At 63.4% G+C, this 25,154-nt stretch carries 23 protein-coding genes and 1 pseudogene; 12 read left to right on the forward strand and 12 right to left on the reverse strand.

Annotation, left to right across the window (positions count from 1 at the left end; genetic code table 11):
• The first annotated feature begins 88 nt into the window (after positions 1 to 88).
• Positions 89 to 856, forward strand: coding sequence for a L,D-transpeptidase (locus AC0C6X_RS01480; RefSeq protein ID WP_472951506.1), 768 nt, complete (start codon positions 89 to 91; stop codon positions 854 to 856).
• 285 nt (positions 857 to 1,141) lie between these two features.
• Positions 1,142 to 1,837: a L,D-transpeptidase gene (locus tag AC0C6X_RS01485; protein ID WP_173515715.1), complete on the forward strand. Its 696-nt coding sequence runs from the start codon at positions 1,142 to 1,144 to the stop codon at positions 1,835 to 1,837.
• A gap of 60 nt (positions 1,838 to 1,897) precedes the next feature.
• On the opposite strand, the gene glcF is transcribed toward AC0C6X_RS01485, so the two are convergent.
• The 4 genes from glcF to AC0C6X_RS01505 form a co-directional block, all read right to left on the reverse strand.
• Positions 1,898 to 3,193 (reverse strand): glycolate oxidase subunit GlcF, encoded by a 1,296-nt coding sequence (gene glcF / locus AC0C6X_RS01490; RefSeq protein ID WP_246304265.1) that lies wholly within the window; start codon positions 3,191 to 3,193, stop codon positions 1,898 to 1,900.
• A gap of 116 nt (positions 3,194 to 3,309) precedes the next feature.
• On the reverse strand, positions 3,310 to 3,690 hold the full coding sequence (locus AC0C6X_RS01495) for a DUF4870 family protein (protein ID WP_173515713.1): 381 nt from the start codon (positions 3,688 to 3,690) through the stop codon (positions 3,310 to 3,312).
• Positions 3,690 to 4,931 (reverse strand): glycolate oxidase subunit GlcE, encoded by a 1,242-nt coding sequence (gene glcE / locus AC0C6X_RS01500; protein WP_472951509.1) that lies wholly within the window; start codon positions 4,929 to 4,931, stop codon positions 3,690 to 3,692. Before glcE ends, AC0C6X_RS01495 begins: the two co-directional genes overlap by 1 nt.
• The gene (locus AC0C6X_RS01505) at positions 4,928 to 6,367 is read right to left on the reverse strand and encodes an FAD-binding oxidoreductase (protein WP_173515711.1); all 1,440 of its coding nucleotides are present in this window, start codon (positions 6,365 to 6,367) and stop codon (positions 4,928 to 4,930) included. The genes glcE and AC0C6X_RS01505 overlap by 4 nt, the downstream gene beginning before the upstream one ends.
• Positions 6,368 to 6,472: 105 nt before the next feature.
• On the opposite strand from AC0C6X_RS01505, the gene AC0C6X_RS01510 reads away from it, so the two are divergent.
• Complete coding sequence (locus AC0C6X_RS01510; RefSeq protein ID WP_472951513.1) at positions 6,473 to 7,369, forward strand: LysR family transcriptional regulator; 897 nt, start codon at positions 6,473 to 6,475, stop codon at positions 7,367 to 7,369.
• Between the two features lie 121 nt (positions 7,370 to 7,490).
• Here the strand turns inward: AC0C6X_RS01510 and AC0C6X_RS01515 are convergent, their stop codons facing one another.
• Positions 7,491 to 8,765 carry a DUF3422 family protein gene (locus AC0C6X_RS01515; RefSeq protein ID WP_247958042.1) on the reverse strand — a complete coding sequence of 425 codons (1,275 nt, stop codon included), beginning with the start codon at positions 8,763 to 8,765 and terminating at the stop codon, positions 7,491 to 7,493.
• A 273-nt stretch (positions 8,766 to 9,038) separates the two neighbouring features.
• On the opposite strand from AC0C6X_RS01515, the gene AC0C6X_RS01520 reads away from it, so the two are divergent.
• The 6 genes from AC0C6X_RS01520 (at position 9,039) to AC0C6X_RS01545 (ending at position 15,593) form a co-directional block, all read left to right on the forward strand.
• Positions 9,039 to 9,827 (forward strand): FadR/GntR family transcriptional regulator, encoded by a 789-nt coding sequence (locus AC0C6X_RS01520; RefSeq protein WP_173515708.1) that lies wholly within the window; start codon positions 9,039 to 9,041, stop codon positions 9,825 to 9,827.
• Between the two features lie 206 nt (positions 9,828 to 10,033).
• The gene (locus AC0C6X_RS01525; RefSeq protein WP_247958043.1) at positions 10,034 to 10,540 is read left to right on the forward strand and encodes an NUDIX hydrolase; all 507 of its coding nucleotides are present in this window, start codon (positions 10,034 to 10,036) and stop codon (positions 10,538 to 10,540) included.
• A gap of 238 nt (positions 10,541 to 10,778) precedes the next feature.
• Positions 10,779 to 12,284 (forward strand): inorganic phosphate transporter, encoded by a 1,506-nt coding sequence (locus AC0C6X_RS01530; RefSeq protein ID WP_173515706.1) that lies wholly within the window; start codon positions 10,779 to 10,781, stop codon positions 12,282 to 12,284.
• A gap of 11 nt (positions 12,285 to 12,295) precedes the next feature.
• Positions 12,296 to 13,033: a 16S rRNA (uracil(1498)-N(3))-methyltransferase gene (locus AC0C6X_RS01535; RefSeq protein ID WP_173515705.1), complete on the forward strand. Its 738-nt coding sequence runs from the start codon at positions 12,296 to 12,298 to the stop codon at positions 13,031 to 13,033.
• A 245-nt stretch (positions 13,034 to 13,278) separates the two neighbouring features.
• Entirely contained in the window at positions 13,279 to 14,652 is a 1,374-nt protein-coding gene (locus AC0C6X_RS01540; protein WP_472951517.1) for a glutamate--cysteine ligase, read from the forward strand.
• A 113-nt stretch (positions 14,653 to 14,765) separates the two neighbouring features.
• Positions 14,766 to 15,593, forward strand: a complete 828-nt coding sequence (locus tag AC0C6X_RS01545) for a DUF937 domain-containing protein (RefSeq protein ID WP_173515703.1) — start codon at positions 14,766 to 14,768, stop codon at positions 15,591 to 15,593.
• A gap of 333 nt (positions 15,594 to 15,926) precedes the next feature.
• Here the strand turns inward: AC0C6X_RS01545 and AC0C6X_RS01550 are convergent, their stop codons facing one another.
• The gene (locus tag AC0C6X_RS01550; RefSeq protein WP_173515702.1) at positions 15,927 to 16,220 is read right to left on the reverse strand and encodes a DUF1127 domain-containing protein; all 294 of its coding nucleotides are present in this window, start codon (positions 16,218 to 16,220) and stop codon (positions 15,927 to 15,929) included.
• 209 nt (positions 16,221 to 16,429) lie between these two features.
• On the opposite strand from AC0C6X_RS01550, the gene AC0C6X_RS01555 reads away from it, so the two are divergent.
• Positions 16,430 to 17,380, forward strand: coding sequence for a LysR substrate-binding domain-containing protein (locus AC0C6X_RS01555; RefSeq protein WP_173515701.1), 951 nt, complete (start codon positions 16,430 to 16,432; stop codon positions 17,378 to 17,380).
• Positions 17,381 to 17,606: 226 nt separating this feature from the next.
• The gene (locus tag AC0C6X_RS01560) at positions 17,607 to 18,518 is read left to right on the forward strand and encodes a hydrogen peroxide-inducible genes activator (RefSeq protein ID WP_173515700.1); all 912 of its coding nucleotides are present in this window, start codon (positions 17,607 to 17,609) and stop codon (positions 18,516 to 18,518) included.
• Between the two features lie 13 nt (positions 18,519 to 18,531).
• Here the strand turns inward: AC0C6X_RS01560 and AC0C6X_RS01565 are convergent, their stop codons facing one another.
• The 5 genes and pseudogenes from AC0C6X_RS01565 to AC0C6X_RS01585 all read right to left on the reverse strand — a co-directional run.
• Positions 18,532 to 19,407 carry a dienelactone hydrolase family protein gene (locus AC0C6X_RS01565; protein WP_472951519.1) on the reverse strand — a complete coding sequence of 292 codons (876 nt, stop codon included), beginning with the start codon at positions 19,405 to 19,407 and terminating at the stop codon, positions 18,532 to 18,534.
• A gap of 113 nt (positions 19,408 to 19,520) precedes the next feature.
• Positions 19,521 to 20,549 carry an alcohol dehydrogenase AdhP gene (adhP, locus tag AC0C6X_RS01570; protein ID WP_472951522.1) on the reverse strand — a complete coding sequence of 343 codons (1,029 nt, stop codon included), beginning with the start codon at positions 20,547 to 20,549 and terminating at the stop codon, positions 19,521 to 19,523.
• Between the two features lie 138 nt (positions 20,550 to 20,687).
• Positions 20,688 to 21,104, reverse strand: coding sequence for an MAPEG family protein (locus tag AC0C6X_RS01575; RefSeq protein WP_472951525.1), 417 nt, complete (start codon positions 21,102 to 21,104; stop codon positions 20,688 to 20,690).
• A 95-nt stretch (positions 21,105 to 21,199) separates the two neighbouring features.
• On the reverse strand, positions 21,200 to 22,702 hold the full coding sequence (gene guaB / locus AC0C6X_RS01580) for an IMP dehydrogenase (protein ID WP_173515696.1): 1,503 nt from the start codon (positions 22,700 to 22,702) through the stop codon (positions 21,200 to 21,202).
• A gap of 204 nt (positions 22,703 to 22,906) precedes the next feature.
• Positions 22,907 to 23,155 (reverse strand): annotated as a pseudogene (locus AC0C6X_RS01585) (MBL fold metallo-hydrolase); the annotation flags it as partial.
• A 150-nt stretch (positions 23,156 to 23,305) separates the two neighbouring features.
• Between AC0C6X_RS01585 and AC0C6X_RS01590 the strand changes: the two are divergent.
• Positions 23,306 to 24,715 carry a DHA2 family efflux MFS transporter permease subunit gene (locus tag AC0C6X_RS01590; RefSeq protein WP_173515695.1) on the forward strand — a complete coding sequence of 470 codons (1,410 nt, stop codon included), beginning with the start codon at positions 23,306 to 23,308 and terminating at the stop codon, positions 24,713 to 24,715.
• A 58-nt stretch (positions 24,716 to 24,773) separates the two neighbouring features.
• Here the strand turns inward: AC0C6X_RS01590 and AC0C6X_RS01595 are convergent, their stop codons facing one another.
• Positions 24,774 to 25,154 (reverse strand): VOC family protein, encoded by a 381-nt coding sequence (locus AC0C6X_RS01595; RefSeq protein ID WP_472951529.1) that lies wholly within the window; start codon positions 25,152 to 25,154, stop codon positions 24,774 to 24,776.

The following is a 25,154-nucleotide window of genomic DNA, read 5'->3' on the forward strand; positions in this document are numbered from 1 at the left end:
CCAAGGCGCATAGCCCGCTCGAGCGTCCGGTTCTTCGGCTATCTGCGCCCCTTTGATGAATTTCGGCGAAAGGTAGCGAGTCCGTCCGATGTTGAAAAACCTTCTTATAGCCGCCTCCGTTCTGACCCTTTTTGCCGGCCCGGCCGCGGCCCAGGACCGGTACCAGAACCGGCCTCCGGTCGTCGTCAGCCCCGATCTCACCGCCCCCTGGGTGATGCAACTCGGTGGGCAACAGGTCCGCACGCGGCAGGTCATCTACCGGCAGCAGATTCCGGCGGCCACCCGAAAACAGTATTATCAGGGACAACTCGCGCGGCCGCAGGCCAAGCGCCGCGTCGTCAACCCGCTGATCCAGCCGGCCAATGCCATGCGCGCCCAGCGCCCGGTCAAGTCGAAGTTTGACCCACAATTCCTGCCGCAGACGGTCTCCTATGAGACCAAGGAAAAGCCGGGCACGATCGTCATCGATACCAACAACCGCTTTCTCTATCTGGTGACCGGCAACGGCGAGGCACGGCGCTATGGCGTCGGCGTCGGCAAGCCGGGCTTCGAATGGGCCGGCGCTCACAAGGTCAGCCGCAAGGCGGAATGGCCGAGCTGGACACCGCCGCAGGAGATGATCACCCGCGAAGCGGCCAAGGGCCACTACCTGCCGGCGCGCATGGACGGCGGCCCGGAAAACCCGCTTGGCGCGCGCGCCATGTATCTCGGCTCGACGCTCTACCGGATCCACGGCACCAATGCGCCCTGGACGATCGGCTATGCCGTTTCCTCCGGCTGCATCCGCATGCGCAACGAAGACGTCGTCGACCTCTACGAGCGCGTGAAGGTGGGCACGAAGGTTATCGTCATATAGTTGAAGCATAGCATAGAATATTTCTCGACCCTCGCACGTGTTGCTGTTGCCTGCTGCATGTTTCCTTAAATCGTCTCCGATTTGAGGACATAAACATGCAGCAACTTAAAAGTGCTGCAGCGACCTTTGCGCGTCCAATACGACGCGCGGCGCTGCACGCGTGATTTTCAGGCAACAGCAGCATGAACAGATATAAGTCCGGCGATCCGCCGGCTGTATCGCAGGCTTGAACTTCGCCGCATTTTGCATAGCCTGCCTGCAACGAGGGTTCAGAGGGAATCGTATATGAAGCGTCTTGCCAGCAAAGCGGTCGCGATCGCTATCGCGACCAGCACTATTCTTGCCGCCACCAGCGCCTCGGCTTTCACGCCGACGCCAGCCACAGGTCCCAAGGTCAAGTCATCCGACGTTGTACTCGTGGCCACGCCCAAAAGGCCGGCAAAACAATACTGGCGCACCAAGGTTCGCTTCCGCACCGACGAGGCCCCCGGCACGATCATCGTCGATACCAACAACAAATACCTTTACTACATCGACGGCCCGAACCGCGCGACGCGCTATGGCATCGGCGTCGGCCGCGACGGCTTCGGCTGGTCGGGTGTCGTGAAGGTCGGCCGCAAGGCCGAATGGCCGACCTGGACGCCGCCGGCCGAAATGCGTCGTCGCGAAGCCGCCAAGGGCCGTATCCTGCCGATCACCCAGGAAGGCGGCATCGACAACCCGCTCGGCGCCCGCGCCATGTATCTCTACAAGGGCGGCCGCGACACGATCTTCCGCATCCATGGCACCAACCAACCCTGGACGATCGGCCAGAACATGTCGTCGGGCTGCATCCGCATGATGAACGAGGACGTGGAGCACCTCTACGACCGTGCCGACATCGGCACCAAGGTCATCGTCATCGGTCCCGGCAGCAAGCCGGGCGACACCTATTTCGACGATCGCGGCGTGGATATCTTCCGCCAGATCTTCGGCGGCTGATAGCTATTCGGGCACCCATCAAAAGGCCGGTTCCTCGCGGAGCCGGCCTTTTCTTTTGCCTTAGAGCCCTTGTGGCTTTGCCCCGCCATAGGCCCAGTCGAGCAGTTCGACCGTATGCAGGATGGGGATCGCGGTCCCGCTGGCGATCTGGGTGATGCAGCCGATATTGCCGGTGGCAATCGCATCCGGCTTCGTCGCCTCAATGTTCTTGACCTTGCGCGCCTTCAGCTTCGCCGAGATTTCCGGCTGCAGGATGTTGTAGGTGCCGGCCGAGCCGCAGCAGAGGTGCCCTTCGGCCGGATCGCGAACGACGAAGCCGGCGCGCTTCAAAAGCTGCTTCGGCACAATGGTGATCTTCTGGCCGTGCTGCATCGAGCAGGCGGAATGATAGGCAAGCGTCATGCCCCTCGCATCCTGTTCCGGCAGGTCGAGGGTAGACAGATACTCGGTGATGTCCTTGGCCAGCGCCGAGACCCGGGCCGCCTTTTCCGCATAGTCAGGATCGAGCCGCAGCATGTGGCCGTAGTCCTTGATCGTCGTCCCGCAGCCCGAAGCGGTAATGACGATGGCATCGAGCCCGCCCTCGTCGGCGACCTTCAGCCAGGCGTCGACGTTGCGGCGCGCCGCCGCGAGCGCCTGGTTCTCGCGGCCCATGTGGTGCACTAGGGCGCCACAACAGCCTTCGCCGGCCGAGACAACCACTTCGACGCCAAAGCGCGTCAGCAGCCTGATCGTCGCCTCGTTGATCTCAGGCTTCAGCACCGGCTGGGCGCAGCCGGACAACAGCGCGACCCGACCGATACGCTTGCCCTTCGGTGCGTGGGTGCCGGGCACGGCCGAAGCGGAAGGCTCAGGCACGGCCCCCGGCGCCAGATCCAGCATAACGCCAAAGGTTTTCAGCAAGGGCGTGCGCTTCATGAGAGCCGCAAACGGCCGGGCAAGGCCGGCCGCCTTCAGCGACAGGCGGAAGCGCTGAGGATAAGGCAGCACCGCCGCAAGCACGGAACGCGCCAGCCTATCCCTGAACGGGCGGCGATAGGTGTTCTCGATATGAACGCGCGCGTGGTCGACGAGATGCATGTAGTCGACGCCGGAGGGACAAGTGGTCGTGCAGGCGAGACAGGAGAGACAGCGGTCGATGTGGGTGACCGTTTCCTTGTCGGCTGCCCGGCCGTTCTCCAGCATGTCCTTGATGAGGTAGATACGCCCGCGCGGGCTATCGAGTTCGTCGCCCAGCGTCACATAGGTCGGACAGGTGGCGGTGCAGAAGCCGCAATGCACGCATTTGCGCAGGATGGCTTCGGATTCGGCCACATGCGGGTCGGTAAGCTGCGCGGGTGTAAAATTGGTCTGCAAACGCGAACTCCACTCTGCGGTTCTGCAGGACCGCACAAGATGCGTGCTTCGGTCACCGCAGCATTCTGATTTCAGCATCCTTCGACCGGATCCGGTCTCAGGGATTGCGCCGTGGCCTACACCATCCAGCTTTCGGGATTGGTGATCGGCTCCTGGCGCGCCGCCCGTTGCAGGCCGACGACGCAGCGCACGACGATCCAGACGGCGGTGGCGATGAAGCCGAGAATACCAACCAACAGCGCCGTCAGCAGCAACGAGATCAACCCGAACAAGAGAGCGATCCAGAAGGTTCGGATCGCCCATTCATAATGCGTCTGGACCCAGGACATGCCCTTGCCGCGATTGAGATAAGCCATCACCACGCCGATGATCGGGGTGATCCCGACCGCAAAACCCACGAGATAAAGGACGTAAATCACCTGGACGTTGATCTTGCCCGGCTCCAGCCAGCGATCGGTTTCCCGGGAAAACGGTGTCTGCGGACCATTGTCGCTCATCATTTCCTCCCATGTTCCATCGTCGCTGTCTCAGACACCGCAGCCATGCGGCCGGGATTGAAAATCCGGTGCGGGTCGAAGCTCGCGCGGACGCGCTCGCTCAATTGTGCCACGGCCAAGGGTTGTGGTTCAAACGCCGGGATGGCGGCACGGTAGCCGTCTTCGGCCCTGACGAGCGTTGCATGGCCGCCACCAAGAACCTTGATGTAACGGCGCACCAGTTCCGCTTCGGGGTCGGCCTCCATGCGCAGCCAGACGAGACCGCCCTGCCAGTCATAGAAGGCATCGACGCCGGTCTGCAGCCTGAGCGCCGCCACCAGTTGATGGCCGAGCGACGGGGCGACGGACACACGCCAGAGCGGCTTCTTCGTGCCGTCGGCATAGGGTTTGACGTCGCGGATCTCCGCCCAGAGCTTCGATGTCTGCGGCCCGTCGAGCCGCGTCACCGCGCCGAAGCGCCCGACCGCGTTCGCCAGCTTTTCGGCCCGGAGCGCGACCGATGCCTCCAGTCCTTCGAGCCTGAGCACCGTCGCGGCACCGTCCGGAAGGCCACCTTCGAGGAACCGCCCGCGCACGCTCTCCGGCAGATGCGCGGCACCGGAGACCTCGACCGTTTGCGCCATCGCCTCGGCCATGACCGCAGCGGCTTCGGCATCGTTGAGACCGGAGACGACGATGGTCTCGGACGCCGGCGGCAGCGGCAGGACGCGGAAGGTCACTTCGGTCAGGATGCCGAGCGTGCCGTGCGAACCCGCTTGCAGCTTGACCAGATCCAGGCCGGTGACGTTCTTCATCACCCGGCCGCCGGCCTTGATCGCCTCGCCGCGGCCGTTGACGAAGCGAACGCCGAGCAGGCTGTCGCGGGCGGCACCGGCGACATAGCGCCTGGGACCCGACACGTTGGCGGCAAAGACCCCGCCGATCGTCGGCTCTCCCGACGAAGCAAAGATCGGCCGATGATCCACCGGTTCGAAGGCGAGCATCTGTCGGTTTTCCGCCAGCGCCTCTTCGATTTCGCGCATCGGCGTTCCCGCAAGCGCAGTGATCGTCATCTCGGCTGGATTGTAGCTGACAATGCCGGAAAGGCGGCGCGTCGACAGCACCCGGTCGGCACGCACGGGATTGCCGAGACCCGAGCGCGTGTTGCCGCCGATGACTGCGAGCGAAGCCTTGTCGGCCGCCATCGCGCGGACGACGGTCGCAATCCCCTCTTCGCTTGCCGGTTCGAAATGCACGATCATGCGGCGGGACGCCCTTCGAGCGGGAAGACCTTGGACGGGTTCAGGATCCAATGCGGATCGAAGGCGGCCCGCGCCGCCATCTGCTGGTCGAGGTCGGCCTGGTTGTACTGGTGCAGCATGAGGTCCCGTTTTTCGATGCCGACGCCGTGCTCGCCCGTCAGGCAGCCACCGGCGTCAACGCAGAGCTTGAGGATATCGTTGCCGGCGGCTTCGGCGCGCGCCGCATCCTCCGGGTCGTTGATGTTATAGAGGATCAGCGGATGCATGTTGCCGTCGCCGGCGTGGAAGACATTGGCGACCCGCAGGCCGTAGCGCGCGACGATCTCGCCGGTGCGGGCGAGCACATGCGAGAGCTGGCTGAGCGGCACGGTGCCGTCCATGCAGATATAGTCGGCGATGCGACCGGTGGCGCCGAAGGCGGATTTCCGCCCCTTCCAGATCGCTGCCGCTTCCATTGCCGACTGGCACTCCTTGATCGTCGCGACGCCATGACGGCGTGCGACCGCGACGATGCTGGCGAGCATCGCATCCATTTCCGGCTCGGAACCTTCGACCTCGATGATCAGCAGCGCTTCGACGTCGAGCGGGTAGCCGGCATGGGCGAAGGCTTCGCAGATCTCGATCGCCGGCTTATCCATGAACTCGATCGCAACCGGGATGATGCCGGAGCCGATGACGTCGGCGACACAGGCGCCGGCCGCTTCCGACGAGGCGAAACCGAAGAGCACGGGACGGGCGCCTTCCGGCTTCGCGATCAGCCGCACCGTCGCCTCGGTGACGATGCCGAGTTGGCCCTCCGAGCCGCAGACGAGGCCGAGCAGATCGTAGCCGGCCGCATCCAGCGCCTTGCCGCCGAGCTCGATGACGGTGCCATCGAACAGCACCATCCTCACACCGAGCAGATTGTTGGTGGTGACGCCGTATTTCAGGCAATGGGCACCGCCGGAATTCATGCCGATATTGCCGCCGATCGTGCAGGCAAGCTGCGAACTCGGGTCGGGCGCATAGAAGAAACCGTCGGCGGAGACGGCCTCGGAGATATTGAGATTGGTGACGCCCGCCTGGATGGTGGCGGTGCGGTTGAAGAGGTCGATATCGAGAATGCGCGACATCTTGGACAGACCGATGACGACCGCATCCTCCTGCGGGATGGCGCCGCCCGAAAGCGAGGTGCCGGCGCCGCGCGGCACGACCGGAATGCCGTAGCGGCTGCAATATTTGAGAAGGGCTGCGACCTGCTCCGTCGTCTCCGGCAGCGCAACGGCGAGCGGCATGCGACGATAGGCGATGAAGGCGTCGGTCTCGAAGGGCTTCAGCCCGCGCTCGTCACTGATCAGACAGCCCTCGGGCAAGAGATCGGCGAGGTCGGCGACGATCTCGCGGCGCCGAGTGATAACAGCCTGTTTCGGTTGCAGAAAACCGATCGTCTCCGCCATCAGCTCCTCCGGCCGCTTATCAATTGGTTCATTTTCTTTACCACTAGGAGAGAACCCTCGCAAATGCTATGAGCTTTTCCGTTTTGGAAACAATGGCAACGATTGATGACGAATTTAGGCGATCTTGAGATTTTTGCACGGGTCGTTTCCACAGGCAGTATGTCGGCTGCCGGGAGGGTGCTGGGCTTTTCCCCAGCGGTCATCTCGAAGCGCATCAAGAGGCTCGAGGATCGGCTCGGCACACGGCTTTTGCAGCGCACGACGCGCCAGATCTCGCTGACGGAAGCAGGCCAGGGATTCTACGACCGGGTACTCGGCATTCTGACCGGCATCGAGGAGGCCGAGGCCTATGCCTCCGGGCGTTCGTCGCATGCGCTCGGCGTGCTCCGGATTTCGGCGCCGACCTCCTTCGGCCGGATGCACATCGCGCCGCATCTGACGAAGTTCATGAAGGATCATCCGGACCTGAAGCTGCACATCGTGCTGACGGACGAATTCACGGATATCGTCGCCGAAGGCTTCGACATGGCAGTCAGGATCGGCGAGCTGGTGGATTCATCCCTGGTGGCAAGGAAGCTTGCGCCGGTGCGTCGGCTGCTCTGCGCCTCGCCGGAATACATCGCCCGCAACGGCGCGCCGAAGGAGATCGGCGATCTCGCCAACCACCTCTGCCTGCCGGCGCACAACAACGACAACTGGAAGCTCGAAGGACCGGAGGGGGCGTTGGTCTGGCACCCGGAGGGGCCGCTCGTGACAAACTCCTCCGAGATCGTGCGCGCCGCCGTCATCGCCGGCGCCGGCATTGCGCTCCGCTCCACCTGGGATATCGGCCCGGAATTGCGCAGCGGGCAATTGGTGCAGGTGCTGCCGCAATGGGAAGGCTCGAAGCACCTGACGCTCTCGGCCGTCTATCCGAGCCGCCAGTTCCTGCCAGCCAAGGTGCGGCTGTTCATCGACTACCTGGCCGGACTTTACGGGCCGATCCCCTATTGGGAGCAATAGTTCCTGGGCTGGTTTTTGCTTCTCGCAATTCCGGACGCAAAACCGCGGCACACTTTTGCTGGAATTGCTTTTTTCTCGCAATTCCGAACGCAAAACCGCGGCACACTTTTGCTGGAATTGCTTACTTGTGCTCGCTGTCCTCGTGATGGCGGCGGATGCGGCGCACAATCAGCCAGACGCCGGCAACGGCGAAGGGAACGGCAAGGCCGGTGAGCAGGCCCGGATCGATCGGCAGCTCGTGGCTGACGGCCTTGGCGAGATAACCGAACAGCCCGACGACGTAGTAGGAAATGGCGGCGACCGACAGGCCTTCGACCGTTTGCTGCAGGCGCAGCTGCAGCTTGGCGCGCCGGTCCATCGAATTCAGCAGTGCGCTGTTCTGCCGCTCGAGTTCGACATCGACCCAGCTTCTGAGAAGAGCCGTGGCGCGGGCAAGCTTGCGCGACAGGTTGGCCTGGCGCTCTTCGACCGACTGACAGGTGCGCATCGCCGGCGCCAAGCGCCGTTCGAGGAAGGTGCCGATCGTCTCGTAGCCCGGCACCGGGGTCTCGGCGAGCGTGCGAATACGCTCCTGCACGATGCCGTAATAGGCGCGGCTGGCGCCGAAGCGGTAGAGGCTGAGTGCCGCACCCGCCTCGAGATCGGCGGCAAGCCGGGTGATCTCGGCCAGCATGTCGTCGGCCTCCTCGCGCACATTTTCCTTCATGCGCTGGGTGATCCCGGTCAAGCCGTCCTCGGTCCGGCGGATCTCCGGCGACAGCGACTGGGCGAGCGGCAGGCCCATCATCGCCAGAGTTCGGTAGGTCTCGATGTCGAGCAGGCGCTGGACGAGCGCGCCGGTGCCCGCCTCCGTCATGCCGCGGTCGATGACCAGGATCTGGGTCAGGCCGTCGCCGTTCTGGCGGAAATCGGTGACGATCACCGCCTGGCCGTTCTTGGTTTCGCTGTAGCAGAGGCTCGTCGGATCGAAGAGCCCGATCGCCTCGCGGCTCTCCGGCGTATCCGGCCGGATTTCCAGCCGGATACCCGAGATCAGCGAGCCAGGCGGCGAAAATCCGTCGCCAAACGGGTGGATCGGCACCTCGCCGCCAAACTTCTCCGGCGGCGGTGCATCCCAGAAATAGGTGGAGAATTCCGTGTGCCGCTCCCAGCGCAGCGTTCCCTGCCCCCAGGACATCGCATGATGGTTCGCGTCCCGCCCCGGCGGCGCAATCCCGCGTGCCCGCGACAACTCCGAGAGCACGGCGTGATCGACGATTGAGCCGCCATCGGTCAGGAAGGCGAGTTGGAAGATCACCCGCGGCGTGGTTACCAGCGCATAGGGGCGCGAATGAACCTCGCCCAAGGCCAAGGCGCGCATCGGCGCCACCGGAAATGCAAAACTACCCTTTGCCATGAAGCGCTCTTGTCCCCCTCACGCGTTCATCACGACTTTCTTATCAATCGAACGAGCAAAAGAAAAAGGACGCATTGCCGCAGTTTGACTTTTGTCAGCCGCACAAAGTGGACAAGCAAATTGACCACTTGGTGCCGGCTGCCTAGATTGCGGCACAGTGCGGGGTGAGGAACCTGGGTGCGGCTTTCCGCCCCCTCCCGCTCTAACCTATGAGAATCACGATGAATTTTTGGCCAAGAGACCGAACTTCACCGGGATCCGGGAGACCAAGACGTGACCGACGACCAGATCGACCTCTTCGCCCGCATCAGCCACAGCCGCACGGCCGACGAAGTCGTGCAGCAGATCGAGCTGCTGATTCTCGAAGGCGTGCTGCGCGACGGCGACCGGCTGCCGGGCGAAAGGGAGCTTTCCAAGCGCTTCGACGTGTCCAGGCCGATCCTGCGCGAGGCGCTCAAGGAGCTCGAAGGACGCGGGCTCGTCGAGAGCCGCCACGGCGGCGGCACTTTCGTCGCCGACGTGGTCGGGCAGATTTTCTCCAAGCCGCTGATCGACCTCATCGCCCGCCACCACAAGGCGACGCAGGACTATCTCGAATACAGACGCGAGCTCGAAGGACTGACGGCGGAACTGGCCGCCACCCGGGCCACGGATTTCGACCGCGATATTCTGACGAGGATCATCGAGCGCATGCGCACGGCGCACGCCGCCGGCGACTTCGACGCGGAACTCGAGGCCGATATCGAGCTCCACCAGGCAATCGGCGAAAGCGCCCACAACATCATCCTGATGCACACGCTGCGCGCCTGCTATCGGCTGCTCCAGCAAGGCATTTTCTTCCACCGCAACTCGGTTTTCGATGCGCCGGGGGCCCGCGACCGGCTGCTTGCCCAGCACGAGGCGATCTACGATGCGATCATGGCGCGGGATCCGGCAAAGGCGAAGGCCGCGTCGCAGAACCATATCGACTTCGTTGCCGCCGCGACCCGCGAGGCGGAACGCACCGGCGAATGGAACCGTATCGCCCGCCTGCGCCTGCAGCAGCGCGACCGCGCGAGCTGATGGACCAGTCCTACGCACGGTTGCCGGCGCTTGGTAAAGCGCCGCGAAATCACCATATCCTGTCGTATCTGGACCACAGTTCAGCGGAAAGCTGACCGCATATCCGGCTGCCCGCGGGCGGCAACATTTACACGCAACAGGACGCTGCCATACTGGCTTTGACAGAAAACAAAAACACTGATTCGCCGAGAGGAGCGCAGACGACCTTGAACTTCTTGAACAGACTCGCATCCGATGTCCAGTTGATGCTGCGCCGCCCGGCGCGCATGCAATATGCTGCGCTCTGCTATCGGATCCGCAAGAAGACCAAGGCCCTCGAAATCCTCATGATCACCAGCCGCGACACCGGTCGCTGGGTCATTCCCAAGGGATGGCCGATGCAGGGCAAGCGCGCCCACGAAGTGGCGGAGCGCGAGGCCTACGAGGAGGCCGGCGTCAAAGGCCATGTGCAAAAGTCGACGATCGGGTTCTATCTCTACCAGAAGCGCATGGACCACGGCCTGAAGATCTCGGTCAAGGTGCAGGTTCATGCTCTCGAAGTCGACGACCTCTGCAAGCACTTCCCCGAGGAAGGCCGCAGGCAGCTCGAATGGGTCGACTACAAGGAAGCCGCTTCGCGAGTGGCCGAGCCGTCGCTGAAGGACCTCATTCTCGCCTTTGGCGAACGCATGGTCGCGGCGTCTGCGCCGATGCCGAAGGCGGCGAACGGCTAACATTCCAGGTAACCTCTACTGCATGTCTCCTTAAATCGAACGCGATTTGAGGACGAAGACATGCAGCAAATCAAAGTCTACGGCGCCCTTTGCGCGTCTTAAAAGACGCGCGGCGCTGTAGGGCATCCAATGCCCCTCAACGCAGGTTCCGGACGCGCGGGCACCGATGTCCATCAAATCCACTTGAATGCGTGTTGCAGTGGCCTTAGTGGCCATGGTGACAATGGAGTTCCAGGCAGTGGCACAGCCGCGCATACGCCTCGCAAAACAGACGATCGACAAAGATCTCGACAAGCTCAGCCTTGCCGAAGAGGCATCGCAGCATGTCCGCCGCAGCCTGGCGGCGCCGGCGCTCGCCGGTCTCTTTCTGCTGCTCAGCATGGCCTTTGCCGCGAGCTTCGTGACAAGTTCCGCGACCGCGCCGATCATCATCGCCGCGGCTGCCATCGCCGGCTACATGGCCATGAACATCGGTGCGAACGACGTGACCAACAACGTCGGCGCTGCCGTCGGCGCCAAGGCGATGTCGATGACGACCGCACTTGCCATCGCCGCCGTCTTTGAAATTGCCGGCGCAATGCTTGCCGGGCGGGAGGTGGCGCTAACGATCGAAGCCGGCATCGTCTATGGAGAAGGCGTGCTCGGTCCGCAGGCGATCGTCTGGATCATGATGGCGGCGCTGGCCTCTTCGGCGGCCTGGATCAACATCGCCACCTATTCCGGAGCGCCGGTTTCGACCACGCACTCGATCATCGGCGGCATCGTCGGAGCGGGCATCGCGGCTGCCGGCTTTTCCAGCGTCCAATGGTGGTCGCTCGCCGGCATCACGCTCAGCTGGTCGGTCTCGCCGCTGCTGGGAGGCACGATTGCCGCCACTTTCCTCGCCTTCCTCAAGGAATTCATCATCTATCGCGAGGACAAGATCGCCGCCGCAAGGCGGTGGATGCCGGTCATTCTTGGTGTCACCGCGGGCTCCTTTACCGCATATCTCGCGGAGATCGCCCTGGTCCAGGTGGCCTCAATCTCCTTGCCAACGGGACTCGGCCTGGGCGCCGTCATCGGCACCATCATCTATTTTCTGACCAAGCCTTGGATCTACAGACAGTCCGAGGGGCTGGACAACCGCAACCAGTCGCTTCGCAAGCTGTTCCGTGCGCCGCTCATTCTGGCCGCGGCGCTGCTCTCCTTCGCCCACGGCGCCAACGACGTCTCCAACGCGATCGGCCCCTTGTCCGCGATCGTTTCGGCCTTGGACGGGGTCATTGCGACGGAGAAATCGCCGGCTCCCCTGTGGGAACTGGCGATCGGCGCGCTCGGCATCTCGATCGGTCTGCTGCTCTATGGACCGAAGCTCATTCGCGTCGTCGGTGAGGAGATCACCAAGCTCAATCCGATGCGCGCCTTCTGCGTCGCGCTCGCCACCGCCGTCACGGTGCTGCTGGCATCGGCGCTCGGACTGCCGATCAGCTCGACGCACACGGCCGTCGGCGCCGTCTTCGGCGTCGGTTTCTTCCGCGAATGGTACATCCGCAATTCCAAACGCCGCATGCAGTTTGTCCGGGAGCGGACAGGACAGACCGACTTCATGGAAACGGCGGAAACCAACTTCGCCGAAGTCCGGCGCCGGCGCCTCGTACGCCGCTCGCACTTCCTGACGATCGTCGGCGCCTGGATCATCACCGTTCCCGCCTCGGCAGCGCTATCGGCCGTCCTCTACTTCATTCTCTCCGGCATTTTCATGTGAAGGCACTCCCTATGCGCGCCAATTTTCGCATGCAGCGACTGTTCGTCGAACATCCCCTTGACACGGGCTCCGCCCATGAGGCGACCAAGGAGCAGTTCAATTATCTGGTGAATGTGCTGCGCTATGAAGAGGGTTCCTCGATCCTCGTCTTCAACGGACGTGACGGCGAGTGGCGTGCGGAACTCTCCTTCGCCAGCAGGAAGAAGCTGGTGCTGACCGCCATCGAACAGACCCGGCCGCAGCCGGAACCCTGCGATCTCGTCTATCTTTTCGCACCGCTCAAGGTCGGCAGGCTCGACTATCTCGTGCAGAAGGCCGTCGAAATGGGCGCAGGCGTGCTGCAGCCCGTCATGACGCAGCATGTGCAAGGCAAGCTCGGCAATATCGATCGGGTCCGCGCCAATGTCATCGAGGCGGCCGAACAATGTGGTGTGCTCGGCATTCCCGATGTCGAGGAGCCGCGCCGGCTGGAGGACGTGCTTTCCGCCTGGCCCGGCGACCGGCGCATCATTTTCTGTGACGAAGGCAGCGACAGCCAGAACCCGTTGCCGATCCTCTCGGCCGTCGAGGAAAAGAAACTCGCTCTGCTGATCGGTCCCGAAGGCGGTTTCTCGGAAGGTGAGCGGACGCTGCTACGCAGCCTCGACTTTGTCAGCAGCATTCCGCTTGGACCGCGAATCCTCAGGGCCGATACCGCCGCAGTCGCGGCCATGGCGGTCATCCAGGCGACGGTCGGCGACTGGCGATAGCCGGTCGTTCCGGAGCAGACCAGATACCGCTCGTTCCCCTAAAAGAAGTGGGATCTCTCAAGACAAGGTAGGGTTGGATCGACGATACCTCGATCCAGGGAGCTTGCTCCAGCGCAAGCAATCGTCCTACTTTTTTTGATGAGATCTTGAAAGAAATTGACTTGCACCGCACCTGATTACGGTTCAAGCAGCCTCCACCAACTCCCGCGATCCAGCGAGAGCCGTCCAAACAAAAGAAGACGCTCATGGCCCGAGATACCACCGACCAGACGCCGGTAACCTCTATCGCTGACCTGACCGCCTACCTGGCAGCAGGTTCGAAACCGGCGGAGCGGTTCCGGATCGGCACGGAGCACGAAAAGTTCGCCTTCTTTAAGGCGGACAACAGCCCCGTCCCCTATTTCGGCGAGGCCAGCATCCAGGCGCTCCTGAACGGCATGGCCGCCAAGAGCGGCTGGGAGCCGATCGTCGACGAAGGCAACATCATCGGCCTCGCCGAACAATCGGGCAACGGCGCGATTTCGCTCGAGCCGGGCGGCCAGTTCGAGCTTTCCGGTGCGCCGCTCGAAAACCTGCACCAGACCTGCAAGGAATCGAACCAGCACCTCGCCGCACTGCGCGAAATCGCCGAGCCGCTCGGCATCCGTTTCCTCGGCATCGGCGGCAGCCCGAAGTGGACCTTCGCCGAGACGCCGCGCATGCCGAAATCGCGCTATGGCATCATGAGCCGCTATATGCCCAAGGTCGGCACCAAGGGCCTCGACATGATGTATCGCACCTGCACGATCCAGGTGAACCTCGACTTCTCCTCGGAAGAGGACATGCGCCGCAAGATGCAGGTGTCTCTGAAGCTGCAGCCGCTGGCGACCGCGCTCTTCGCAAGCTCACCGTTTACCGACGGCAAGCCGAACGGGCTCTTGTCCTGGCGCGGCGACATCTGGCGCGACACCGACAATCAACGTGCCGGCCTGCTGCCATCCGCCTTCGGCCCGGATTTCGGCTTTGCCGACTATGTCGAATGGGCGCTCGACGTGCCGATGTACTTCGTCGTGCGCGACGGCCACTACCATGACTGTACCCACGTCACCTTCCGCCAGTTCATGGGCGGTGCGCTCAAGGGCGAGATTGCCGAGTGGCAGCCGAACATGGGTGACTGGACGAACCATCTGTCGACACTGTTCCCCGACGTTCGGCTCAAGCGCTTCCTCGAAATGCGCGGCGCCGATGGCGGTCCGTGGCGGCGGATCTGCGCGCTGCCGGCCTTCTGGGTCGGCCTGCTCTACGACCGCGAAGCGCTCGCTGCCGCCGAGACCCTGACGCGCGACTGGACCTTCGAGGAGGTAAGCGCGATGCGTGACGCGGTGCCCGTGCAGGCGCTTGCGACCAGGTTCCGTACGGGCAATCTCTACGACATCGCCCGCGAGGTCATCGCCATTTCGCGCGGCGGCCTCAAGCGTCGCAACCGGCTGAACGGCGAAGGCATCGACGAAAGCCAGTTCCTGGCGCCGCTTGACGAGGTTCTCGCGAAGAAGGCGACACTCGCCGAAGACCTGTTGGCACTCTACAACGGTCGCTGGAACGGCTCGGTCGAACCGGTTTTCGCCGAGTACCAATACTGAGGCGCCCGCCGGGCGCTCTCAAAAAGCGGTTTCCAGCCCCCGATTTCCCGTTATAGTGCAAGGATATGCGTCGCTTGCAGCGCCGCGCGTCGAGATGCCGAAGGGGAACTGGCATGGCACCGCTTTTTGACATGTTCGCACAGGCGCAGAACGGCAAGGCCATCGAACTGATGGCTCAACAATTCGGCCTCGCCCAGGAGCAGATGACGAAGGCGACGGCGGCGTTGCTGCCGGCCTTTTCGGCCGCCTTCAAGCGCAACACGGCCAATCCTTATGATTTCGGCGCGCTGCTGACGGCGCTCGGCAGCGGCAACTATGCCAAATACTTCGAAGACATGAGCCAGGCTTTCACGCCGCAGGGCATGGTCGACGGCAATGGTGTTCTCGGACAGTTGTTCGGTTCGAAGGAAATGTCGCGCGCGATCGCCGCGCAGGCCGCCCAGGTCACCGGCATCAGCCAGGAGATCTACAAGCAGATGCTGCCGGTCATGGCCGATACGCTGATGGGCGGGCTGTTCAAGCAGACGACCGGGCAATTCGCCGCCGCAAGCGACGCCTTCGCCAACAACCCGATGGCAGCGGCGATGCGCCAGTGGATGGAAGCGGCAGGCTTTGCCAAGAAGCCGGAGCCGCAACCGAACCCCTTCGACAACCCCTTCACGCAGGCGATGCAGGGCTTCTTCGGCATGGCCAAGAAGGAAGAGAAGCCGAAGACGCCGGACGTCTTTGCCGACAACCCTTTCGTCAAGGCGTTTCAGGATATGATGCAGGCGGGCGCCACCGGCGCGCAGAAGCCGGCACCGGACAATCCGGCGCTTGCCCAGTTCTCCCAGGTAATGAACAGCATGTTCGACACCGGGCTGGAAATGCAGAAGGAATACCAGAAGAACGTCGAGGCTCTGTTCGACGTCTACAAGACCGGGCCCGGCACAAAGAGCTGAAACGCCCCTTCCCTGTCCATGTCCCGTCGGCCGGCGCAAGCTTCTGCGCCTGAGCACGCGCGCCCCCGAGCAAAAGAAAAAGGCCCGGTACATGTCTTGGTCATGTACCGGGCCAAGCGGCAGGGTCTATTGGCTCTACCCTGCGGGGAAAGTTTGGGCGCGCGACCTCTGGCGATCGGCAGCACCGAACTTGAAATTCGCAGCATGATCCGCGGCGGCGGCAGGCTTTCGCGGATCATGCTCGACTGGCACACCCTAAGCGGCGGGATGCGCCGTGAAGCGGACCGAGGATGCGCGGCTTCCCGCCTTCACCCCGCTTCAACTCGTCAACGGTCAGTCGTGGCGGATCCCCTTGTAGAAGAGGCTCGCCCGGTTTCGCGAGGCGCGGGTCAGATAGCTCGCCGGATTGTCGAAAAAGGGCGAGGTGATCGCCTCGCGCACATCTTCTCGCTTCAGCCCCATATCGAGGAGCTGGCGGTCATCCAGGTCGTTCAGACGGCCGATCGCATGTCGGTTTCGCAGTTGGCGCCATACGGACGTCAGCATCCCTGCGACGCCGACGGCGCGGGAGGCATGGGACTGCTTTCCTGCAACGAGGTCGAGATCGAGGACGTGAGTCGTGCGCATGACGGTACTCCTTTTTTCAGGCACGAAGAGGCCCATCCCCTGCGGGGAGGTCAAACGCAAGGGCGGGCCAAAGAGCTTGGGAATCGCCGGCGAAATTGCCGGCCGGGGATCGATGAAATTGCCACTAATAGATCGCAAATCCTTATTGATCAGTCCAACGAATGTTTTTAATGATATTCATCAAACAATCTTATGGATGCTTCACGGCCATGTCCGCACCGCTCGATATCGACCAGCTCCAGACCTTTGTCGCGATCGCCGACACGGGTAGCTTCACCAAGGCGGCCGACCGGGTCTTCAAGACCCAATCCGCCGTGTCGATGCAGATGCGCCGCCTGGAAGAGCGCATCGGCAAGCCGCTTTTCATGAAGGACGGGCGCGGCAACCGGCTGACCGTCGAGGGCGACCGGCTGCTCAATTTCGCTCGCCGGATGATCCGCCTCAACAACGAAGCGATCGCCTCCTTCGACGACAATCGCCTCGAAGGCACGCTGCGCATCGGCACGCCCGACGATTACGCCGACCGCTATATGCCCGAGATCGTCATGCGCTTCGCCAAGACGCATCCGAATGTCGAGCTCTATATCGTCTGCGAACCCTCCGTGGATCTCGCCGAGAAGATGGCCAAGGGCGACCTCGACATTGCGCTGGTCACGCACAATCCGCGCGCCCGCGCTTCCGATGTCGTCCGCACCGAGCCGCTCTGCTGGGTTAGCTCGATCAACCATCCTCTGCCGGAGAACGCACCGATCCCGCTCGCCGTCGGGCGACGTGACTGCCTGTGGCGGCAGGCCGCCTGCGCGGCGCTCGATGCGACCGGGCGGGAATATCAGATCCTGTTCACGAGCTGGTCTTCGACGGTGGTCGCTGCCGCGGTGCTGGCCGGCATGGCCGTATCGGTCCTGCCGGAATCAGCACTCCGTCCGGGCATGAAGGTACTGACGCTCGCCGACGGCTTCCCGGCGCTGGCGCCGGTGCAGATCGGCATCATGAAGCGTCCGGGTCTGTCGCCCTCGCTTTCGAATGCGATCAGCAACCACATCACCGCCTGCCTCGACAATATCACGCCGATCAGCACCAATGACGATATCGATGCCGATATCAAGGGCTTCCCACGCTATCCCCGCCTGCGGCAGAGCCACATGCTGCCCGGCTGGTAAGAACGGCGAGAAACAAAAAGAAAGGCCACGCGATCGGAGGAGCGAGTGGCCTTTTTCTCTGCGGCTGTCCACGGCAGCGCACCCTGCGGCCTGTTCCGTGGCCGCGCCCATCATGTCCGCTTCGCGGGTCCGGAGCGCGGCCCGGCCACCTTGGCGCGCCCGCTTTTTATCGCCGACGATAATCTCCGATTGCATTTGAACTCAAATTTGATAGGGGATTCCTATCATGCTTACACTCCGACAGATGCGCTACTTCGAGGCGCTTGCCTCCGTTCGCCACTTCGGCAAGGCCGCCGAACTCGTTCACGTCAGCCAGCCGGCGCTCTCCGCCCAGATCATGGAAATGGAAACCCACCTCGGCGTGAAACTGGTGGAGCGCAGCCGCAGCGGTGTTTTCCTCACCCGCAAGGGCGAGGAAGTGCTGGCCCGCGCCCGCGCCATCCTCGCCGAGGTGGATCTGCTAGAGCAGAGCGCGCGCGCCAGCGCCGGGACGCTCGAAGGACGGATCCGCATCGGCGTCATCCCGACGCTTGCCCCCTACCTCGTGCCGCGACTGGTGCCGCATCTGCGCAGCGTCTATCCGGCAATCGAGATCGAATTGAAGGAATCGGTGACATCGCGGCTGGTTGGCGATCTCGGCGAAGGTCTGCTCGACGCGGTCGTTGCGGCGCTGCCGATCGACGCGGAAGGACTTGCGACGAAGCCGCTCTTCTCCGACCGGTTCTACATGGCGATGGCCGACGATGAACGCAACATCCTGATGTCACCGCTGACCGAAGACCAGGTCGACGTCGAACAGTTGCTGCTACTGGAGGAAGGGCACTGCCTGCGCGACCAGGCACTGGCCGTCTGCAGCACGGCCGGCAAGCGGCGCCTTGTCAGCTTCGGCGCCACGTCGATGACGACGCTCCTGCAGATGGTCGCCAACGGCATGGGCATGACGCTGATCCCCGAAATTGCCATTGCGACCGAGGCCGCGCGCAACTCGATCCGCATCGTGCCGTTCGCGGCCCCCGAACCGGCCCGCGAGATCGGCCTCGTCTGGCGCCGCAGCAGCCCGCGCGAGCGCGACATGGAGGCGCTCGCGGCGGCCATCAGCGGCTGCGCCGACGATATCATCCGGGCGGCGGCCGCCTGAGCGAAACCAATGCTCAGGCGAGCTTGGCCTTCAGGAACTCGACCGTCCGGCCCCAGGCGAGATCGGCCGCAACCTTGTCATAGCGCGCCGCCGAGGTGTCGTTATTGAATGCATGGTTGACGCCGTCATAGACGTAGATCGTCGCGTCCTTGCCATTGTCGTTGAGTGCCTTGCGATAGGCGTCGATGCCGGCATTGATACGCTCGTCGAGCCCGGCATAGTGCAGCAGCAGGGCGGCTTTGATCTTCGGTACTTCCTCTGCCTTGGGCTGGGCGCCGTAATAGGCAACACCAGCCTTGAGATCGGGCGAGCCGACGGCGAGCCGATTGACGAGGCCTCCTCCCCAGCAGAAGCCGATGGCACCGACGTTCCCTGTCGATTGCTGATGCCCTTGCAGGAAAGCCACGGTCGCCACTGCATTCGCCGTCGTTGCTGCCGCATCCAGCGCGCCGATCATCTCGCGCGCCTTGTCCTCGTCCGTCGGCGTCCCGCCCGACGGCGACAGGAAGTCGGGGGCGAGCGCCAGGAAGCCTTCGAGCGCCACGCGCCGCGCAATGTCGCGGATATGCGGATTGAGCCCGCGGTTTTCATGAATGACGATCACCGCCGGCAGCTTGCCGCTCATTTGCGCCGGGCGAACGAGATAGCCTTTCATGTCGCCGGCCGCACCGGGATAGGTAATGTCTTCGCCGGCGACCCGTGTGTCGGTCGCAGCAATGATCTCCGCCTTGGCGCCGTTTGCAGCAAGCAGCGGCGCGATCGCCGCTGCCGCGGCGGCAGAGCCGGCCAGCCCGGTCAGCTTTTCCATGAAGCGGCGGCGATCGAGGGTCAGATGCGTGTATTCGTCATAGGCGTCGATCATCGCCTGCGTAATTCTCAGTTCCTGCATGTCGGCCTCCTTCGGTTTCGTTCTCCCGTGGCGGCAGACAGAACCGCCCGCGACAGAATAGGTGCGCGGACGGAGTGGAACAGACAAACTTGCGTTACCAAGCGTGAACGGCGTCAGCCGTTGAGGTCCAGCACGATCCGGCCGTCTATCTTGCCTTCTTCCATGCGCGCAAAGATCGCGTTGATGTTCTCGATCTTGTCCCAGCTGAAATACGAGGCGACCTTGCCTTCGCCGGCGAACTCCAGCGACTCCTCGAGGTCCTGGCGTGTGCCGACGATGGAACCGCGGATGGTGATGCGCTTCAGCACCGTATCGAAGATCGGCAGGCACATCTGGCCCGGCGGCAGGCCGACCAGCGCCATGGTTCCCTTGGAGCGCAGCATATTGAACGCCTGCTCCATCGCCTTGGGCGCCACCGCCGTCACCAGCGCTCCATGCACGCCGCCGGTCGCCTTTTGGACCTGATCGACTGCATCCTTGTCGCGCGCGTCGACGACGAGATCGGCACCAAGCTTTCTCGCCAGCGCCAGCTTCTCCGGAAAGATATCGACGGCGGCGACATGCATGCCCATCGCCTTGGCGTATTGCACCGCCATGTGGCCGAGCCCACCGATGCCGGAGATCAACGCCCATTCGCCAGGACGCACTTCGGTCTCCTTCAGGCCCTTGTAGACGGTGACGCCGGCGCAGAGGATCGGCGCGGCCGGTCCGAATTCAAGCTTTGCCGGCAGGCGCCCGACGAAATCCGGATCGGCAAGGCCATACTGGGCAAAGGTGCCGTTGACGGAGTAGCCTGTGTTCTGCTGGCTGCCGCAGAGCGTCTCCCAGCCGGTGCGGCAGGGCGTGCAGCCGCCGCAGGCCGTGTGCAGCCACGGCACGCCGACGCGGTCGCCTTCCTTCAGGCGCGCGACGCCGCTGCCGAGCTTGGCGACATAGCCGACGCCTTCGTGTCCGGGGATGAAGGGCGGCTTCGGCTTGACCGGCCAGTCACCGTTGGCCGCGTGCAGGTCCGTATGGCAGACGCCGGTCGCCTCGTATTTGATCAGCACCTGGCCGGGGCCCGGCTCCGGTATCGGCACCTCCTCGATTGCCAGCGGCTTGCCGAATTCGCGCACCACGGCGGCTTTCATCGTTGCGGTCATCTCGTCCTCCGATACGTTGTCGTCCAACGTCGGCAGACTACCCGCAAGAGCAGCACCGGGTACTTGATGCGTATCAATGCGCGAAGATCACTTTGGCAAACTGTCTCAGATCTGCGCCAGTCGAAACGTAAGTCGGGATCAGCTCATCGCCATCCAGACGGCAAGCCACACCCACAGGGCGAAGAGCGTCGCGACGCCCGCCATGAACAGCGGGCGGCGATAACGGATGCGGTTGCTGGTGACATGCACGAAGGCGTGCGCATAGCGCAGCACGACGAAAAGCCAGGCAAGCCCCAGCGAGACGATGTTGTCGGCCTCGGTGATGTAGAGCAGCACGCAGCAGACGTAGAAGAGAACCGGCAGTTCGAACTGGTTGGCGATGCTGTTCTTCACCACCAGGCTTTCGCCCGGCTCATCGCGGTTCTCGCGAAACTGGGCCGCGTGCACCTTGCCGGCGCGGACAAGCCTCATCCGACGGAAGGAGAGGAGAGCGTAGAGGCAGAAGACGAGAAGAACATGGACCACGATCGGCCAGAAGATCTCGAAACCCGTCATGCACTGCTCCCTGAAATAGGCTTTCTGAAAAAACTTGATCTGAAAAGGCGAAGGGCGCCGCGAGATCTCGCGGCGCCCTTCGGATGTAGTCGCGATCAGTGCGCGCCCGGATAGTTCGGGCTCTCGCGGGTGATCGTCACGTCATGGGCGTGGCTTTCGCGAAGGCCGGCGCCGGAGATACGCACGAACTGGGCGCGCTCCTGGTATTCCTTGATGGTCGGGCCGCCGACATAGCCCATGGACGCCTTGAGGCCGCCGGCGAGCTGGTGCAGCACGCCTGCAACCGGGCCCTTGTAGGGAACCTGGCCTTCGATGCCTTCCGGAACCAGCTTCAGCGTATCGCGCACTTCCGCCTGGAAGTAGCGGTCCGCCGAGCCGCGGGCCATGGCGCCGACGGACCCCATGCCGCGATAGGCCTTGAACGAACGGCCCTGATAGAGGAACACTTCGCCCGGGCTTTCGTCGGTGCCGGCAAGCAGCGAGCCGATCATGACGGCCGAAGCGCCGGCGGCGATCGCCTTGGCGAGGTCGCCGGAGAACTTGATGCCGCCGTCGGCGATGACGGGAATGCCGGCCGCCTGTGCGGCTTCGACGGCGCTCATGATCGCGGCGAGCTGCGGAACACCGACACCGGCAACGATGCGGGTGGTGCAGATCGAGCCCGGGCCGATACCGACCTTGACCGCATCCGCACCGGCATCGATCAACGCCTTGGTGCCGGCGGCGGTGGCGACGTTGCCGGCCATGATGCGAACCGAGTTCGAGAGCTTCTTGACGCGACCAACGGCATCGAGAACGCGCTGCGAATGGCCGTGGGCGGTGTCGACGACGATCAGGTCGACGCCGGCATCGATCAGCCGCTCGGCGCGTTCGTAGCCGTCATCGCCGACCGAAATGGCGGCGGCAGCGCGAAGGCGACCTTGCGCGTCCTTCGAGGCGTTCGGATTGAGCTGCGCCTTCTCGATGTCCTTGACAGTGATCAGACCGACGCAGCGGCCGGCGGCGTCGACGACCAGCAGCTTCTCGATGCGGTGCTTGTGAAGAAGCCGCTTCGCCTCCTGCTGGTCGACGCTTTCCTTGACCGTGACCAGATTCTCATGGGTCATCAGCTCATGGATCTTCTGGTTCGGATCCGACGCGAAGCGAACGTCGCGGTTGGTGAGGATGCCGACGAGGCGGCCCTGTTTCTGGCCGCCGGCGCCACCGTTCTCGACGACCGGGATGCCGGAAATGCCGTGCTGCTTCATCAGGCCCAACGCGTCGGCGAGCGTGGCTTCGGGGCCGATCGTCACCGGATTGACGACCATGCCGCTTTCGAACTTCTTGACCTGACGGACCTCTTCGGCCTGTTCGGCCGGCGTCAGGTTGCGGTGGATGACGCCGATGCCGCCGGCCTGTGCCATGGCGATCGCGAGGCGGCCCTCGGTCACCGTGTCCATCGCCGACGACAGGATCGGCAGGTTGAGGTCGATGTCCTGCGCAATGGTGGTCGCGATGTTGGTCTGACCCGGCATGACTTCGGAATGTCCGGGCAGGAGCAGAACGTCGTCGAAGGTCAAAGCCTCCAGACCAGTTGCCGTTTCGATGATGCGCGCCATGGCCAATTCCCTTCAATAAACGAAAACCCCCGGGGACGGGCTGCGATTTGTCCACCGGGTGACTTCAAAGCGTGTCTTGGAAGTTGGCGAGGGCTCGTAACACGGATATGTCAGGATGAAAATAGCCAAAGCCGGGAAATGTCCCGCCTGCGGCCGATATTTGTTGCAGGGCAGCAATTTCGCGAGACGCGGCCCGGGAGTCGCTCAGATATCGAGCCGATAGCTGACGGGCACGAAGCGACAGCCCTCGCCCTGTTTCTCGACGAAGCCGACGGCCGGGAAAGGCATGCGGTAGCCGATGAAGGGCCGCTCGCCGGCGATCCTGTCGAAAGCCCTGCGGCGCGTCTCTGCCGCCTTCGCCTTGCCCATGTCGAAACGCGCTTCCCAATCCGGGCGCTGCAGCGACAGCACGTGATGGTTGGCGGTATCGGCCGTCAGCATCATGCCCTTGCCCCATGGACGAGCGGGCCAGAAGTAGCGTCTTGACAGCAAATGCCAGCCGGGATCACAGGCTTTTGATCCGCAATCACCGGTTTTTCCCGACAAAAGCCATCACCGGCATTAGCTTCTCGCCATCGCTGACTGTCTCCGAAGCACCATTCCATGAACCGTATCGTCCCGATGATCCTCGCCGTCGCTCTCTTCATGGAGCAGATGGATTCCACCGTAATTTCCACGTCTCTGCCGGCCATCGCCCGCGACATCGGCGTCGGGCCGATCACCCTCAAGCTGGCGCTGACGGCCTATATGGTGGCGCTGGCGATCTTCATTCCCTTAAGCGGCTGGATGGCCGACCGCTTCGGCGCCAAGAAGATTTTTCGCGCGGCGATCCTCGTCTTCATCGCCGGCTCTGTTCTCTGCGCCATCTCCAACAGCCTCGTCGCCTTCGTCTTCTCGCGCTTTCTGCAGGGCATGGGCGGCGCGATGATGACGCCGGTCGCCCGCTTGGTGCTGGTGCGCGGCACGCCCCGCAGCGAACTCGTCTCGGCCATGGCGCTTCTCACGATCCCGGCGCTTGTCGGACCGCTCGCCGGGCCGCCGCTCGGCGGCTTCATCACCACCTATTTCTCCTGGCACTGGATCTTCCTGATCAACGTGCCTGTCGGCATCGCCGGCTATATCCTCTCCGGCATCTACCTGCCGACCATGGAGCCGCGGGATCCGCCACCGGTCGATGTGCTCGGTTTCGTGCTCGGCGGAATTGCCGCGTCCGGCATCGTCTTCGGTCTCTCCGTGATCAGCCTGCCGGCTCTGCCGCCTGCCGTCGGCATCGCTTCGGTGGCGGTCGGCACGCTTTCAGCGCTGCTCTATATCCGTCATGCGCGGCGCCATCCGGCGCCGGTTCTCGATCTCAATCTCTTCAAAGACAGCGCGTTTCGCGCCGCCTCGATCGGCGGCACGATCTTTCGCATCTCGGTCGGCGCGGTGCCCTTCCTGATGCCCTTGATGCTGCAGGTCGGCTTCGGGCTCAATCCGTTCCAGTCCGGCCTCATCACCTTCATCGGCGCTGTCGGCGCGATCACCACCAAGTTCTACGCCCGGCGCGTGCTCGCCTTCGCCGGCTTCCGCACGACACTGATCCTCGCCGCAATCCTCGCCGCGATCACCACCTTCGCCAACGGCTTCTTCACGCCGGCAACGCCCTATCTGCTGATGATCACCATCTTGCTGATTGCAGGCTTTGCCCGTTCGTTCTTCTTTACCAGCGTCAATGCGCTCTCCTTCGCGGACATCGACGACGCGGATGCCAGCAAGGCGACTTCGATGAGCGCGGTGCTGCAGCAGATCAGCCTGGCGCTCGGCGTCGCCGTTGCCGGCGCGATCCTCGAAATCGAGACCAAGCTCAGCGGAGCTCCGCTGCAGCTCGACGATTTCCACACCGCCTTCATGATCATCGCCGGCGCCAACCTGATCGCGGCGATCCCGTTCCTCACCATGGCGAAGAACGCCGGCGCCTCGGTTTCCGGGCACCGGCTGCCGGTGCGCGAAGTCGAGTCGGCCGCGGGCAAGTAAGGAAATATCGGAACTTCAAGTGGCGACTTCGTGCGAAGCAAGGCGCCTCTTGTGACAGCTATTCCGGACGCTCGCAGACGGCGGCGATCTTGTTGCCGTCGAGATCGCGAACCCAGGTGCCGTAAAAATTCGCATGGAACGGACGCAGCCCCGGCGCGCCCTCGTCCGTGCCGCCATTGGCAAGGGCTGCCGCGTGGAAGGCATCGACGGCCGAGCGCGACTCGGCGTCAAGCGCGATGCTCACACCATTGCCATAGGTGGCCGGCTCGCGATTGAAGGGCGTCACCACCCAGAAACGGATGCGGTCGCCCTCGGAGCCATAACCGATCTCGGTCTCATCCTGCCGCTGGCGGCGGTAGCCAAGCGCCGGCAGCACCGCATCATAGAAGGAGCCGGCGCGCTCGAGATCGTTTGTGCCGACGGTCACGTAGAGCAGCAT

The organism is Ensifer sp. VA4 (assembly GCF_055710065.1).

What these genes read in the sequence shown, in the direction of transcription:
- AC0C6X_RS01480 (WP_472951506.1), top strand. Translation starts at nt 89, where the DNA reads ATGTTGAAAAACCTTCTTATAGCCGCCTCCGTTCTGACCCTTTTTGCC.
- AC0C6X_RS01485 (WP_173515715.1), top strand. Translation starts at nt 1,142, where the DNA reads ATGAAGCGTCTTGCCAGCAAAGCGGTCGCGATCGCTATCGCGACCAGC.
- AC0C6X_RS01495 (WP_173515713.1), bottom strand. Translation starts at nt 3,690, where the DNA reads ATGAGCGACAATGGTCCGCAGACACCGTTTTCCCGGGAAACCGATCGC.
- glcE (WP_472951509.1), bottom strand. Translation starts at nt 4,931, where the DNA reads ATGATCGTGCATTTCGAACCGGCAAGCGAAGAGGGGATTGCGACCGTC.
- AC0C6X_RS01505 (WP_173515711.1), bottom strand. Translation starts at nt 6,367, where the DNA reads ATGGCGGAGACGATCGGTTTTCTGCAACCGAAACAGGCTGTTATCACT.
- AC0C6X_RS01510 (WP_472951513.1), top strand. Translation starts at nt 6,473, where the DNA reads ATGACGAATTTAGGCGATCTTGAGATTTTTGCACGGGTCGTTTCCACA.
- AC0C6X_RS01515 (WP_247958042.1), bottom strand. Translation starts at nt 8,765, where the DNA reads ATGGCAAAGGGTAGTTTTGCATTTCCGGTGGCGCCGATGCGCGCCTTG.
- AC0C6X_RS01535 (WP_173515705.1), top strand. Translation starts at nt 12,296, where the DNA reads ATGCGCGCCAATTTTCGCATGCAGCGACTGTTCGTCGAACATCCCCTT.
- AC0C6X_RS01540 (WP_472951517.1), top strand. Translation starts at nt 13,279, where the DNA reads ATGGCCCGAGATACCACCGACCAGACGCCGGTAACCTCTATCGCTGAC.
- AC0C6X_RS01545 (WP_173515703.1), top strand. Translation starts at nt 14,766, where the DNA reads ATGGCACCGCTTTTTGACATGTTCGCACAGGCGCAGAACGGCAAGGCC.
- AC0C6X_RS01550 (WP_173515702.1), bottom strand. Translation starts at nt 16,220, where the DNA reads ATGCGCACGACTCACGTCCTCGATCTCGACCTCGTTGCAGGAAAGCAG.
- AC0C6X_RS01555 (WP_173515701.1), top strand. Translation starts at nt 16,430, where the DNA reads ATGTCCGCACCGCTCGATATCGACCAGCTCCAGACCTTTGTCGCGATC.
- AC0C6X_RS01560 (WP_173515700.1), top strand. Translation starts at nt 17,607, where the DNA reads ATGCTTACACTCCGACAGATGCGCTACTTCGAGGCGCTTGCCTCCGTT.
- AC0C6X_RS01565 (WP_472951519.1), bottom strand. Translation starts at nt 19,407, where the DNA reads ATGCAGGAACTGAGAATTACGCAGGCGATGATCGACGCCTATGACGAA.
- adhP (WP_472951522.1), bottom strand. Translation starts at nt 20,549, where the DNA reads ATGACCGCAACGATGAAAGCCGCCGTGGTGCGCGAATTCGGCAAGCCG.
- AC0C6X_RS01575 (WP_472951525.1), bottom strand. Translation starts at nt 21,104, where the DNA reads ATGACGGGTTTCGAGATCTTCTGGCCGATCGTGGTCCATGTTCTTCTC.
- guaB (WP_173515696.1), bottom strand. Translation starts at nt 22,702, where the DNA reads ATGGCGCGCATCATCGAAACGGCAACTGGTCTGGAGGCTTTGACCTTC.
- AC0C6X_RS01590 (WP_173515695.1), top strand. Translation starts at nt 23,306, where the DNA reads ATGAACCGTATCGTCCCGATGATCCTCGCCGTCGCTCTCTTCATGGAG.
- AC0C6X_RS01595 (WP_472951529.1), bottom strand. Translation starts at nt 25,154, where the DNA reads ATGCTGCTCTACGTGACCGTCGGCACAAACGATCTCGAGCGCGCCGGC.